We start from the raw sequence: 13,685 nt of genomic DNA, 5'->3' as shown, positions 1-13,685 counted from the left end.
CACCGATGCAGGACCGGCGCCCGCTGGCCATCGCGCTGATGGGCCCCACCGCCTCGGGCAAGACCGCCCTGGCGGTGGAGTGGGCGCAGCAGCTCGACACCGAAATCGTCAGCGTCGATTCGGCCCTGGTCTACCGCGGCCTGGACATCGGCGCGGCCAAGCCCGACGCGGCGACGCGGGCGCTGGCGCCTCACCACCTGGTGGACGTGCGCGACCCCCACGAAGTCTTTTCGGCGGCCGATTTCGCCGGCGAGGCCCTGCCGGCCATGCAGGCCCTGGCCGCGCGCGGCCGGGTCCCGCTGCTGGCCGGCGGCACCGGCCTTTATTTCAGCGCGCTGCTCGATGGCCTGTCGGACCTTCCGCCGGCCGATCCCGCGATGCGGGCCGGTATCGTAGCCGAGGCTGCGGCCCGGGGCTGGGACGCGATGCACGCCGAGATGGCCACGGCCGACCCCGCCGCAGGCCAGCGCATCAAGCCTCGCGACCTGCAGCGCATCACCCGCGCCCTGGAAGTGTTTCGCCTGACCGGCCGCCCGATCAGCGCCTGGCAGGGCGCCGGGCCGCGCCGCGTGTTCCCCTTCCGCGTGCTCAAGCTCGTGCTCGCCCCCGCCGACCGCGCGGTGCTGCACGAACGCATAGAGCGGCGTTTCGACGCGATGCTGGCGGCGGGCTTCCTCGACGAGATGCGCCGCCTGCGCACCGATCCGCGCCTGCACCCGGACCTGCCGTCTATGCGGGCGGTCGGCTATCGCCAGGCCTGGCGCCACCTCGACGGTGACACCGATGCCGCCACCTTCCGCGCCGAGGCCATCGCCGCCACGCGGCAACTGGCCAAGCGCCAGCTCACCTGGCTGCGCGGCCAGCTCGACGCGCGCTGGTTCGACCCCGCGACCGACCAGGCCGGCCTCGCCGCCGCGCTCGCGGCCTTCGTGACCCGCGGCTAACGCCCACTGCTGCTAGAATCCGGTCATTCGCGGCCTCGGACCCTTTTGGCCGCAAATCGCGCCAGCTGGCGCGCCACAAAAAGAAGAACGGAGTCCACATGTCCAAAGGTCAATCCCTCCAGGATCCCTTCCTGAACGCCCTGCGCCGCGAGCGCATCCCGGTGTCCATCTACCTGGTCAACGGCATCAAGCTGCAGGGCACCATCGAAAGCTTCGACCAGTTCGTCGTGCTGCTGCGTAACACGGTCAGCCAGATGGTCTACAAGCACGCCATCTCCACCGTCGTGCCCGCGCGCAACGTGCGCGTCGGACCGGGCGGCGGCGCGGTCGCGTCGTCGGGCGGCGAAGACGACGAGGCGGGCCAGGACGATTGAGCGTCCTGACGTCCGATGTTTGAGCGCGCCCGCAAGGGCGAACGCGCCCTGCTGATCCAGCCGCATGCGCCGGGCCAGCAGGACCCGGCCCTGCTCGAGGAATTTTCCGAACTGGCCCGCTCGGCCGGCGCCACCGTGGTCGGCACTGTCATGGCACGCGTGGAGAAGCCCAACGCCGCCTACTACATCGGCACCGGCAAGCTCGAGGAAGTGCAGTCCGCCTGCGAGGCCACCGGTGCCGACCTGGTGCTGGTCAACCACCTGCTCACGCCCGGCCAGGAGCGCAACCTCGAGAAGGTGCTCAAGCGCCGCGTCGTCGACCGCACCGGCCTGATCCTGGACATCTTCGCCCAGCGCGCCGCGACCCACGAGGGCAAGCTGCAGGTCGAGCTGGCCCAGCTCAAGCACTGGGCCACGCGCCTGGTGCGCGGCTGGACCCACCTCGAGCGCCAGCGCGGCGGCGCCATCGGCCTGCGCGGCCCCGGCGAAACCCAGCTCGAGCTCGACAAGCGCATGCTGCAGAAGAAGCTCGAGTCGCTGCAGGCGCGGCTGGACAAGGTCGAGGTGCAGCGCACCCAGATGCGCCGCGCGCGCATCCGCAACGAGGTGCCGCGCGTGGCCCTGGTCGGCTACACCAATGCCGGAAAGTCCACCCTGTTCAATGCCCTGACCGGTTCGGGCGTGTATGCCGATGATCGCCTGTTCGCCACGCTCGATCCGACCGTGCGCCGGGTCGACGGCGTCGCGCCGCTGGTGCTGTCCGATACGGTCGGCTTCGTCCGCGACCTTCCACACGAACTCGTGGCCGCCTTCCGCTCGACGCTGGCCGAGGCGCGCGAGGCCGACCTGCTGCTGCATGTCATCGATGCCGCCGACGAGCTGCGCGACGAGCGCATCGGCCAGGTGGACAAGGTGCTGGAGGAGATCGGCGCCGGCGACATCCCGCAGGTGCTGGTGTTCAACAAGATCGACCGCATCGAGGGTGCGCAGCCGCGCCTGGACCCCGAGGTGGAGGGCCGCGAGCGGGCCTGGCTGTCGGCCCGCGACGGCCTCGGCCTGGACCTGCTGCGCGACCTGCTGATCCGCCGGTTCGCCGAGCGGCGCTTCAGCGGCGAACTGCAGCTGGCGGCCGACCACGGCCGGCTGCGGGCGCGGCTGCACGCCGCGGGCGCGGTCCGGTCCGAGCAGGCGGACGAGTCGGGGTGGCGTCTTGCACTTGACCTTCCGTGGGCCGCCGCCGAGCGGCTGGCGGCCGAGCCGGGTGGCCATCCGCTTCACGCCCTCTTGCTTGTGGCCCCCGGCGCCCCTACCTACAATCCCGACACTGACTAAAGCGCGCTTTCCCCGATCCTGGCCCCTGCCAGGGCAACGGCCCCGGCGGCGCGCGACGGAGCAAGCATGGCCTGGAACCAGCCTGGTAAAGGCAACCAAGACCCCTGGAAGGGCAAAGACCCCGGCAACGAGGTCGAAGCCTTCCTCAATCGCCTCAAGGGCATGTTCGGCGGCGGTTCGGGTGGCGGCCGCGGCGGCTCCGCGGCGAACGGCTTCAACCCGCTGCCCTGGGTGATCGGCCTGATCGGCATCTGGGTGGTGTTCAACAGCTTCAAGCTGATGGACGAACGCCAGCGCGGCGTGGTGCTGCGTTTCGGCGAGTTCAACCGGATCATGACCCCGGGCCCGAACTTCAAGTGGCCGTGGCCGATCGAATCGGTGACGGTCGTGGACGCCACCGCCGTCGTCGAAGTGACCGACCAGGTGCGCGTGCTGACCAAGGACGAGAACCTGATCGACATCAAGTTCAACGCCCAGTACCGCCGCGACAACCCGCGCCTGTTCCTGTTCGGTTCGATGAACCCGGAGCAGACCCTCAAGGACGCCGCCGAGAGCGCCGTGCGCGAGGTGGTCGGCCGCAGCACCATGGACATGGTGCTGTTCGACCGCGCCGAGCTGGTGATCGCGGCGCAGGAACGCCTGCAGGAGTCGCTGAACTTCTACCAGACCGGCCTGACGGTGGTGAACTTCAACCTGCAGGACGCCCGCCCGCCGGAAGAAGTGAAGGAGGCCTTCGACGACGCGATCAGCGCCCGCGAGGACAAGAACCGGATCGTGAACGAAGCCCGCGCCTACTCCAGCACCGTGCTGCCCGAGGCCCGCGGCCGCGCCGCGCGCCTGCGCACGGAGGCCGAGGGTTACCGCGTGTCCGCGATCGCCCGGGCCGAAGGCGACGCGCAGCGTTTCAGCCTGCTCGCCGACGAATACCGCAAGGCCCCCGAGGTCACCCGCAAGCGCCTCTACCTGGAAACCATGCAGGAAGTGCTGAGGAATAATCCGAAAGTGGTCGGCGGCCAGGACAACATCCTTTATCTGCCGATCGGGGGTGCCGCACGGTCCGGCGCGCCCGCCGAAGCGCCCGTGATCCGTCTGCCGGCCACCCAGGCCGCGCCGACCGCGGCCGCCGAGCCCACCGAGCGCGCACCGCGCGACGACCGCCGCCAGGGAAGCCGCTGACATGCGTGGAATGACCCTTATCTTGTTCCTCGCCATCGCCGGCCTGCTGGCCGCCATGGGTTCGGTCTTCGTGGTGAACGAGAGCCAGACCGCGATCGTGCTCAACCTCGGCCGCGTCGTGCGCAGCGGCCTCGAGCCGGGCCTGCATTTCAAGTGGCCGCTGGTGGAGGAGGTGCGCAAGTTCGACCAGCGCATCCTCTCGCTCGACGATGCCCCGGAACGCTACCTGACCTCCGAGAAGAAGGACGTCAGCGTCGACTTCTTCGTCAAGTGGAAGATCGACGACGTCGCGACCTACTACCGCGCCGCCAACGGCGGCAACGAGGAAGCGGCGCGCCAGCGCCTGACCCCCATCGTCAAGAACGCCCTGCGCAACGAGATCAACCAGCGCACGCTGCAGGAAGTGGTCTCCGCCGGCCGCGCCGAGCTCTCGGGCAACTTCCTGGAAGCGGTGAACCGCAGCGCCAAGTCGCTGGGCATCGAGGTGGTGGACGTGCGCATCAAGCGCATCAACCTGCCGGACGACAGCAACATCCTGCGTACGGTCTATTCGCGCATGAGCACCGAGCGCACCCAGGTAGCCAACCAGCTGCGCGCCGAGGGCGTGGAGCAGAGCGAGACCATCCGTTCCGAGGCCGACCGTCAGGGCCGGGTCACCATCGCCGAAGCCGAGCGCGATGCGCAGAAGCTGCGCGGCGAGGGCGATGCCCGTGCGTCCGAGATCTATGCCGAGGCCTACGGCCAGGACGCGGAGTTCTACGCCTTCTACCGCAGCCTGGAGGCTTACCGGAACTCGATGGCCGACGGCCAGACGGTGATGGTGCTCGATCCGGATTCGGAGTTCCTGCGCTACTTCGGCAACGACAAGCGCTGAGGCCCGGCGCCGTGTCCGACCTCTGGGCGGCGCTGTGCCTGGTGCTGGTGATCGAGGGCCTGCTGCTCTTCGTCGCCCCGGCGACCTGGAAGCAGGCCGTGTCCCAGCTGCTGGAACAGCCCGACCGCGCCCTGCGCGTGGCGGGCGGGGTGATGATGGCGGCCGGCCTGGCCGCCCTCTACTGGGTCCGGACCTGATCCGGCCCTGTCCGGCCCGGGTATTCGGGCTCGCCGGGGCTGGCCCCGGCCGCGCAAACCGAGGATAATTTCGCAAAGCCGGGGCGACCTCCGGCTTTTTCCATGTCTGGGCCCCGTGCTGGCCCGATGGCCGTCGCCCCATTCGCCAAATTCTCTCTTGGAGTCAGGGTCATGGGTCAGTCGGTCGTAGTGCTGGGCGCGCAGTGGGGTGACGAGGGCAAGGGCAAGATCGTCGACCTGCTCACCGAGGAAATCGGCGCCGTCGTGCGCTTCCAGGGCGGCCACAACGCCGGCCACACGCTGGTGATCGGCGGCAAGAAGACCGTGCTGCACCTGATCCCGTCCGGCATCCTGCGCGCCGACGCGCTGTGCCTGATCGGCAACGGCGTGGTGCTGTCGCCGGCCGCGCTGAAGAAGGAGATCGCCGAGCTCGAGGCCAACGGCGTCGAGGTGCGTTCGCGCCTGAAGATCAGCCCGGCCACGCCGCTGATCATGCCCTACCACATCGCCCTGGATCAGGCCCGCGAGAAGGCCGCCGGCGGCGCCGCCATCGGCACCACCGGCCGCGGCATCGGTCCGGCCTACGAGGACAAGGTCGCCCGCCGCGGCATCCGCGTTGCCGACCTGAACTATCCGAAGGAGCTGGCCGAAAAGCTCCGCACCACGATGGACTACCACAACTTCGTGCTGACCAAGTACCTGGGCGTGGAAGCCGTGGATTTCCAGAAGACGCTGGACGAGGCGCTGGAGTTCGGCGCCTACGTCGACCCGATGAAGGCCGACGTGGCCGGCATCCTCCACGACCTGCGCAAGCACGGAAAGCGCGTGATGTTCGAAGGCGCGCAGGGTTCGCTGCTCGACATCGACCACGGCACCTACCCGTACGTCACCTCGTCGAACACGACGGTCGGCGGCGCGATGGCCGGCACCGGCGTCGGCGCCGACGCCATCGACTACGTGCTGGGCATCGCCAAGGCCTACGCCACCCGCGTCGGCGGCGGCCCGTTCCCGACCGAGCTCAAGGACGCCACCGGCGAGCTGATCCGCCAGAAGGGCGCCGAGTTCGGCGCCACCACCGGCCGCCCGCGCCGCTGCGGCTGGATGGACATCGTCGCACTCAAGCGCGCCGTCGCCATCAACGGCATCACCGGCCTGTGCATCACCAAGCTCGACATCCTGGACGGGATGGAGAAGCTCAAGATCTGCATCGCCTACGAGTACCGCGGCAAGCGCACCGAATACGCGCCGCTCGACGCCGCCGGCTGGGACGAGTGCACGCCGGTGTACCTGGAGTTCCCGGGCTGGGAGGAAAGCACCGCCGGCATCACCGAGTGGGACAAGCTGCCGCCGGCCGCGCGCGCCTACCTGCGTGCGCTGGAAGAATTGGCGGGCTGCCCGCTGGCCATCGTCTCGACCGGCCCCGGCCGCGAGTCGACCATCGTGCTGCAGGATCCGTTCGCCTGATCCGGCGCCGGTTCCCCGCGTGAAGGAACGGCCCGCCCCGGCGGGCCGTTTCCGTTTTCGCCGGCCTCAGCAGCAGCGGCCCTGGCGGCCGCCGTAGCGCGACTGCTGGCAGGCGCGAAAGAACTCCGGCTCGGTCATCGGTTCGCGGTCCGGGTGCTTCTCGCGGACGTGGGCGGCGTAGCGGGCGTAGTCGGGCAGGCCCACCATCAGGCGCGCCGTCTGCACGGTGCGCTGCCAGACGTTCTTCAGGTCGGCGGTTCTCACGGCGTGCCCCTCACAGCCTGGCCTGGTCGGCGGTCAGCGCCACGTAGGGCGTTTCGCGATCGCTGCGCGCCGGATTGGCCTGCGCCTTGCGGATCGCCAGCACCGAGTAGAACAGCACGCTCACCACCACGCCCAGGAACAGGGCGGTCAGCCCGGCGTTGACGTAGTTGTTGAACATGATCTGGGCCATGCCGTCGAAGTCCTTGGACGGCGCGATCAGCTCGCCGCGCGCGATCGCGTCGCGATAGCGGTTGGCCTGGGCCAGGAAGCCCACCGCCGGGTTGGCGTCGAAGATCTTGATCCAGCCGGCATAAGTCGTGCACATCAGCAGCCAGGTGGTCGGGACGATCGACACCCAGGCATAGCGCTGCTTCTTCATCTTGAACAGCACCACCGTGCACAGCATCAGCGCGATGCCGGCCAGCATCTGGTTGGCGATGCCGAACAGCGGCCACAGCATGTTGATGCCGCCCAACGGATCGGTGACGCCCTGGTAGAGGAAATAGCCCCACAGCGCCACGCAGCCGGCGGTGGCGAGCAGGTTCGCGGCCCAGGACTCGGTCTTGCGCATCGCCGGCACGAAGTTGCCCAGCAGGTCCTGCAGCATGAAGCGGCCGGCGCGCGTACCGGCGTCGACCGCCGTGAGGATGAACAGCGCCTCGAACAGGATCGCGAAGTGGTACCAGAAGGCCATCATGCCTTCGCCCGGGATCACCGCATGGAAGATCTGGGCGATGCCCACCGCCAGCGTCGGCGCGCCGCCGGCGCGCGACAGGATCGAGCTCTCGCCGATCTCGGCCGCGGTGGCGGTCAGGACCTCGGGCGTGACCACGAAGCCCCAGTTGGAGATCACCTGCGCGGCGTTGACCGGGTCGGTGCCGATCACCGCCGCCGGGCTGTTCATCGCAAAGTAGATGCCCGGGTCGATCACCGACGCGGCCACCATCGCCATGATCGCCACGAACGACTCCATCAGCATGCCGCCGTAGCCGATGTAGGGCGCGTGGCGCTCGTTGGCCAGCAGCTTGGGCGTGGTGCCCGACGAGATCAGCGCGTGGAAGCCCGACACCGCGCCGCAGGCGATGGTGATGAACAGGAACGGGAACAGGCTGCCCTTCCAGACCGGGCCAGTGCCGTCGGTGAACTGGGTCAGGGCCGGCATGCGCAGGTCCGGCATCACGATCAGAATGCCGATCGCCAGGCCGATGATGGTGCCGATCTTCAGGAAGGTGGACAGGTAGTCGCGCGGCGCCAGCAGCAGCCACACCGGCAGCACCGCGGCGACGAAGCCGTAGCCGATCAGCATCCAGGTGATCTGGGTGCCGGTGAAGGTGAAGGCCGGGCCCCAGGTCGGGTGCGCGGCCACGTCGCCGCCGAACCAGATCGCCGCCACCAGCAGCACGATGCCGACCACCGAAATCTCGCCGATCTTGCCGGGCCGGATGTAGCGCATGTACAGGCCCATGAACACCGCGATCGGGATGGTCGCGATCACCGTGAACATGCCCCAGGGACTTTCGGCCAGGGCCTTCACCACGATCATCGCCAGCACCGCCAGGATGATGATCATGATCAGGAAGGCGCCGAACAGCGCGATGGTGCCGGGCACGCGGCCCATCTCCTCGCGCACCAGGTCGCCGAGCGAACGCGCGTCACGTCGGCTCGAGATCACCAGCACCATGAAGTCCTGCACCGCGCCGGCCAGCACCACGCCGGCGATCAGCCACAGCGTGCCGGGCAGGTAGCCCATCTGCGCCGCCAGCACCGGACCCACCAGCGGGCCGGCGCCGGCGATGGCGGCGAAGTGGTGGCCGAACAGCACGTGCTTGTTGGTCGGCACGAAGTCCAGGCCGTCGTTGCGCAGCACCGCCGGGGTGGCGCGCGTGGGGTCGATGCCCAGCACCTTGTCGGCGATGAACAGGCCGTAATACCGGTACGCCACGAGGTAGATCGAGACCGCCGCGAACACGATCCAGAGCGCGCTGATGTTCTCGCCGCGGCGCAGGGCCACCGTGCCCAGCGCGAAGGCGCCCAGCACGGCCAGAAGGCCCCAGGCGGCGTGACGGGTGAGCTTGTTCATGCGGACGGTTCCCGGCGGAGAGGGTCACCGGCCAGTCTAGCGACCGGCGGGGTCGGGGCCACCCGACCATCGTCGAATGTCCTCCCGGCTTCGGTCCTGCGCAAGTCCCTCAGTCGAGCAGGTAACCCCAGCGGGCCGCGTGTGGGGCCAGCGTGGCCAGGTGCGGCTGCAGCTGGTCGCGGTAGCGCGCCCAGCGGCCTACCGCGCGGCGGTAGATCGGCTCCGCCACCTGCTGGTAGCTGTTGGTTCGGATGCGGCCGCGCTCGCGGTTGCGCTGGTCGGCTTCGAGCATCGCCGGGTCCCAGGCGATGCCCAGGAAAGCGCAGGCCGCGGCGACTTCCTCCTGCGGCGACTGCACCAGGTTCTCGTAGCGCACGTAGGCAATCGGCAGCGACAGCCGCGCCTCGAGCTTTCGCCACAGGCCGAAGACCGCGTCGTAGGCGCGCACGGTGTCGGCGAGCGTGTAGAAGTTCACGAAGGCGTCGTTCACCGCGTACTGCTGCATGAAGTTGCTCATCACCACGTCGCAGGGATGGCGCAGCGAGAACAGCAGGCGCGCCTTCGGGAACAACGCCTGCACCAGGCCCGAGTGGATGGAGCGCAGCGGCAGCTTGTCGAGCACCAGTGGGCTGTCGGCGCCGCCGTGGCGGGACAGCGCCATGCGGTACATGCGCCGCAGCGCCTTGCGGTCGCCGGCATCGAGGCCGGCGATGGCCGCCGGGTAACCGCCGGGCAGGCCACCCATGGTCTGGATCAGAGGCTCCAGCGTCGGCTTCTCCTCGATCGAGCGCACGCCGGGGTGGGCGTCGAGGATGGTGTCGAGCAGGGTCGTACCCGAGCGCGGGAAACCGACCAGGAAGCACAGGTCGGCGCCGAGGTCGCCGTCGTCCAGGCCCGTGTCCATGCCCGGTGCGCCCTGGTCGAGCCAGGCCGATATCTGGTCGATGCCGCGGAAGAAGGCCTCGCCGTCGATGCCTCGCCGGCGCACGCTCTGCGCCGCGAGCGCATTGCCCTGCTCGAAGGCGCGGTAGGCGGCCTCGTTCTGGTTGTTGCGGTCCAGCACCGTGCCCAGCTCGTAGAAATACTGCTGGCGCACGCGCTGCGGCAGCCGGGCAGGGTCGAGCCGGCGCAGCCGCGTCTCGGCGCCCAGCAGGTCGCCCTGGCGGCGCTCGAGCTTGGCCGCCTCGATGTTGAGCAGCGGATGCCCGGGCGCGTGCATCAGGCCCGAGCTCACCGCGTCCCTGGCCAGCGCCAGCTCGCTGGACATCTCGTGCACGCCGGCCAGCTCGGCCCAGGCGTCGGCGTCGTCGGGGCGCAGCGCCAGGGCCTTCTGCAGGGCCTGAACGGCGGCGCTGGGCTCGGACTGCTCGTTCAGCAGCACGCCCAGGTAATACCAGGCCGACTGGTTTTCCGGCGCCAGCTGCAGGGCGCGCTCGTAGCGCTGGCGGGCCTTCGCCAGGTCACCGACCAGCTGCATGCACAGCCCGGCATTGACCATCGCGTCGACGTCGTCGCGGTTGCGCTCGAGCAGGGCCTCGAAGCAGGCCAGCGCCGGGTCGGGCTGCTCCAGCGCGAACCGGGTGATGCCCAGGTTCAGCCGCGCCGAGCGGTAGCCGGGCGAGATCGACAGCGCCTGTTCGAAGGCTTCGCAGGCGCGCTCGAGCTGTCCGCGCGCGCGCAGGGCATGGCCCAGGTTGTGCCAGGCCTCGGGATAACGCGGGTCGGCGTGCACGGCCCGCTCGAACTCGGCGAGGCCGGCCGGGGTCTGGCCGAGGTTGTGCAGGGCGCGGCCCAGGTGGTTGTGCGCTGGGGCATGGGCCGGGGCCAGGCCGATCGCCTGCCGGCAGAGCTCGGCGGCGCCGGCGAAATCGCCGCCCAGGTGCCGTTCGATCGCGCCCGCCACCAGGCTGCGCGGGTCGCCCGGCAGGCGCGGTACCCGTTTCAGGACGGTGGCGGCCTCGGCGTTGCGGCGTTCGCCCAGCAGCTGCTCGCGCAGGCGCTCGTTGCACAGTGGGTCGGCGTCGAACTCGCCCAGGATCGCCAGCGCGCCGTCGGCGTCGCCGTTGCGCAGCCGCAGCCAGGCCAGGTGCCAGGCGGCCATCGGGTCCTGGTCCTGGCGGGCCAGCGTCGCCAGCGTGGCGTCGGCTTCGTCCGCCCGGCCTTCGGCGGCGAGGGCGAGGGCGTGGTCGATGCGTTGGGAGTCGGTGGGCATCCTGCGGTTTCCGTCTTGCCTGCGGCCCGGATTGTAGGGCCTGCGGAGCGGGCCAAAGAAAAAGGCCCGCCGAAGCGGGCCTTTGTTCTCGAAGATGGTGCCCAGGAGAGGACTCGAACCTCCACGGTTTTACCCGCTAGTACCTGAAACTAGTGCGTCTACCAATTCCGCCACCTGGGCAGGTGTTCCGTCGCATGCGCGAGGAAGCCGCATAAGTTAATGGCCGATCCCGGTCTTGTCAATTGCCGCGCGGCGCGCCGGTCGGGCAAAGGAAGGCCGGAGGTCCACGGGGTGTACCATGGCGGCATGAGCAAACCCCCGAAGAAAGGCGGCACCGGCGGCAAATTGCCGCCCTGGATGCCCGAAAGTGCGCGATCCGCGGCCCCCGCCAAACCCTCCCGCGGGGACGCGCCGGGCAAGCCCCGGGGCGGTGCCAGCGGCAAGCCCAAGGCCGGCAAGGCCTCCCCCGGTGCGCCGGGCAAGCCCGGCAAGGCGCCACGCGGCCAGGCGCCTGCGGCGGCTCGCCCGGGAAGGCCGGGCAAGTCCGGTTTCCCCGGTTATCCCGACCCGCATGCTTCGCGCGAAGCCCAGAAGTACGAACAGCCGATCACCAGCCGTGAAGCCATCGCCGAATTCCTCAGCGACAGCAAGGGGCCGCTGACCGCGGAGGAAATCGCGCGCGCCCTGGGCCTGACCGCGCCGGACCGTTTCGACGCGCTGTCGCGCCGGCTCACCGCCATGCTGCGCGACGGCCAGCTGCTGATGAACCGCCGCGGCGGTTACGCCGTCGCCCACAAGCTCGACCTGATCGCCGGCACCGTCATCGCCAACCCCGATGGCTTCGGTTTCCTGAAATGCGAGGACGGCGGCGAAGACCTGTTCCTGCCGCCGGGCGAGCTGCGCAAGGCGCTGCACGGCGACCGCGTGCTGGCCAGCGTCACCGGCGTGGACCGGCGCGGCCGCCGCGAAGGCGCGATCGTCGAAGTGCTCGAACATCGCCTCACCCGCCTGACCGGCCGCTACAGCGAACGCTCGCGCATCGGCATGGTGGTGCCCGACGACCGCCGCGTGTTGACCGAGGTGCTGATTCCGCCGGAAGACCGCAACGAGGCCCGCGAAGGGCAGCTGGTGGTGGTGGAAGTCACCGCGCCGCCGGAGAAGGGTCGGCCGCCCATCGGCCGCATCCTGCTGGTGCTGGGCGACAAGCTGACGCCGTCGCTGGTGGTGCAGGCGGCCATCCACGGCCACGACCTGCCGCACGAATTCCCGCGCGAGGCGCTGGCCGAAGCCGCGCTGGTGCCGGTGGACGTGCCCGAGGCCGAGACCCGCGACCGCGTCGACCTGCGCAAGGTGCCGCTGGTGACCATCGACGGCGAGGACGCCAAGGACTTCGACGACGCCGTCTGGTGCGAACCCAATGCCGAGGGCTTCCGCCTGATCGTCGCCATCGCCGACGTCTCGCACTACGTGCGCCCGGGCACCGCGCTGGACGACGAGGCGATCAAGCGCGCGACTTCGGTGTATTTCCCGGGCTTCGTCGTGCCGATGCTGCCCGAGACGCTCTCCAACGGCATCTGCTCGCTGATGCCCAAGGTCGAGCGCATGTGCTTTGCCTGCGACATGCAGGTGGACTTCGAAGGCAACGTCACCCGCTCGAAGTTCTTCGAGGCGGTGATGCGCTCGCACGCCCGCCTGACCTACACCCAGGTCTGGAAGGCGGCGGGCGAGGCCGATACCGAAGCCGGTGCGGAAGCCGTGGCCCAGATCGGCTCGCTGATGCCGCAGGTGCAGCGCCTGCACCAGCTTTACAAGGTGCTGGCCAAGGCCCGCAACCGCCGTGGCGCGATCGAGTTCGAGTCGGGCGAAGTGCGCTTCGTTCTCGACAACAAGGGCGAAGTCGTGCAGGCCGGCATGATGGAGCGCAACGACGCCCACAAGCTGATCGAGGAATGCATGATCGCGGCCAACGTCGAGGCCGCGAAGTACATCACCTCGAAACAGATCCCGGCGCCGTTCCGCGTGCATCCGCGGCCGCCCGAAGCCAAGTACGCCGACCTGCTGGAATACCTGTCGGAGTTCGGCCTGAGCCTGCCGCCCTGGGCCAAGGTCCAGCCCAAGGATTTCACCCAGCTGCTGCGCAAGATCCGCGTGCGCCCCGACGCGCCGCTGCTCGAGACCGTGCTGCTGCGCTCGCAGAGCCTGGCCGTCTACCAGACCGACAACCTCGGCCACTTCGGCCTGGCGCTGGAGGCCTACGCGCACTTCACCTCGCCGATCCGCCGCTATCCGGATCTGCTGCTGCACCGTTCGATCAAGCACGCGCTGCTGTCGGGCGATCCGGACGGCTACCGCTACAGCGGCAAGGAGATGTCGGCCCTGGCCCTGCACTGCTCGGAGATGGAGCGGCGCGCGGACGAGGTCGAGCGCGAGGTGGACGAGCGTTACCGCAGCGCCTGGATGGAAAAACACGTCGGCGACGAGTTCGACGGCGTCATCAGCGGTGTGACCAACTTCGGCCTGTTCGTCGAGCTGGCCGGTTCCAAGGTCAACGGCCTGGTGCACGTCACCCAGCTGCCGCACGACTACTACCACTTCGACCCGCTGCGCCGCTCGCTGGCCGGTGAACGCCAGGGCCTGAAGTTCCGGCTCGGCGACCCGGTGCGTGTGCTCGTGCTCAAGGCCAGCGTCGAGGATAAGCGCATCGACTTCCGGCTGGTGGTGCCGGAAGGCGAGCCCAAGAAGAAGAAAAAAGCCTGAGCCATCGGCCG

Annotated in this window: 11 protein-coding genes and 1 tRNA gene; 8 read left to right on the top strand and 4 right to left on the bottom strand. The window is 69.6% G+C overall.

Going from position 1 to position 13,685, the window contains the following annotated elements; all coding sequences use genetic code 11:
• Window positions 1-5 precede the first annotated feature (5 nt).
• The 7 genes from miaA to E1B00_RS05275 all read left to right on the top strand — a co-directional run bounded on the left by miaA (window position 6) and on the right by E1B00_RS05275 (window position 6,361).
• A complete protein-coding gene (miaA, locus tag E1B00_RS05305; protein ID WP_139446362.1) occupies window positions 6-944 on the top strand; it encodes a tRNA (adenosine(37)-N6)-dimethylallyltransferase MiaA in 939 nt (312 codons plus the stop codon).
• A 98-nt stretch (window positions 945-1,042) separates the two neighbouring features.
• Window positions 1,043-1,318 carry an RNA chaperone Hfq gene (gene hfq, locus E1B00_RS05300; RefSeq protein ID WP_139446360.1) on the top strand — a complete coding sequence of 92 codons (276 nt, stop codon included), beginning with the start codon at window positions 1,043-1,045 and terminating at the stop codon, window positions 1,316-1,318.
• A gap of 15 nt (window positions 1,319-1,333) precedes the next feature.
• A complete protein-coding gene (gene hflX, locus E1B00_RS05295; RefSeq protein ID WP_139446358.1) occupies window positions 1,334-2,650 on the top strand; it encodes a ribosome rescue GTPase HflX in 1,317 nt (438 codons plus the stop codon).
• Between the two features lie 66 nt (window positions 2,651-2,716).
• On the top strand, window positions 2,717-3,826 hold the full coding sequence (hflK, locus tag E1B00_RS05290) for an FtsH protease activity modulator HflK (protein WP_139446356.1): 1,110 nt from the start codon (window positions 2,717-2,719) through the stop codon (window positions 3,824-3,826).
• Window positions 3,827-3,836: 10 nt separating this feature from the next.
• Window positions 3,837-4,700, top strand: a complete 864-nt coding sequence (hflC, locus tag E1B00_RS05285) for a protease modulator HflC (RefSeq protein ID WP_425456445.1) — start codon at window positions 3,837-3,839, stop codon at window positions 4,698-4,700.
• An 11-nt stretch (window positions 4,701-4,711) separates the two neighbouring features.
• Window positions 4,712-4,897 (top strand): DUF2065 domain-containing protein, encoded by a 186-nt coding sequence (locus tag E1B00_RS05280; RefSeq protein ID WP_139446352.1) that lies wholly within the window; start codon window positions 4,712-4,714, stop codon window positions 4,895-4,897.
• Window positions 4,898-5,068: 171 nt separating this feature from the next.
• The gene (locus E1B00_RS05275; protein WP_139446351.1) at window positions 5,069-6,361 is read left to right on the top strand and encodes an adenylosuccinate synthase; all 1,293 of its coding nucleotides are present in this window, start codon (window positions 5,069-5,071) and stop codon (window positions 6,359-6,361) included.
• Between the two features lie 66 nt (window positions 6,362-6,427).
• Here E1B00_RS05275 and E1B00_RS05270 read toward each other — a convergent pair whose 3' ends face one another.
• From E1B00_RS05270 to E1B00_RS05255, 4 genes are all read right to left on the bottom strand, one after another.
• A complete protein-coding gene (locus E1B00_RS05270) occupies window positions 6,428-6,625 on the bottom strand; it encodes a YbdD/YjiX family protein (protein ID WP_246048478.1) in 198 nt (65 codons plus the stop codon).
• 10 nt (window positions 6,626-6,635) lie between these two features.
• Window positions 6,636-8,705 carry a carbon starvation CstA family protein gene (locus E1B00_RS05265; protein ID WP_139446350.1) on the bottom strand — a complete coding sequence of 690 codons (2,070 nt, stop codon included), beginning with the start codon at window positions 8,703-8,705 and terminating at the stop codon, window positions 6,636-6,638.
• A gap of 109 nt (window positions 8,706-8,814) precedes the next feature.
• Entirely contained in the window at window positions 8,815-10,917 is a 2,103-nt protein-coding gene (locus E1B00_RS05260) for a tetratricopeptide repeat-containing sulfotransferase family protein (protein ID WP_139446348.1), read from the bottom strand.
• Between the two features lie 95 nt (window positions 10,918-11,012).
• Window positions 11,013-11,097 (bottom strand) — tRNA-Leu (locus tag E1B00_RS05255).
• A gap of 126 nt (window positions 11,098-11,223) precedes the next feature.
• On the opposite strand from E1B00_RS05255, the gene rnr reads away from it, so the two are divergent.
• Window positions 11,224-13,674 carry a ribonuclease R gene (rnr, locus tag E1B00_RS05250; RefSeq protein WP_342774261.1) on the top strand — a complete coding sequence of 817 codons (2,451 nt, stop codon included), beginning with the start codon at window positions 11,224-11,226 and terminating at the stop codon, window positions 13,672-13,674.
• Window positions 13,675-13,685 lie beyond the last annotated feature (11 nt).

It is taken from the genome of Arenimonas terrae, assembly GCF_006265115.1.
Taxonomy (GTDB): Bacteria; Pseudomonadota; Gammaproteobacteria; order Xanthomonadales; family Xanthomonadaceae; genus Arenimonas; species Arenimonas terrae.
Note: the sequence above shows the minus strand (reverse complement) of the source record. Positions and strands in the feature narration are given on the sequence as shown.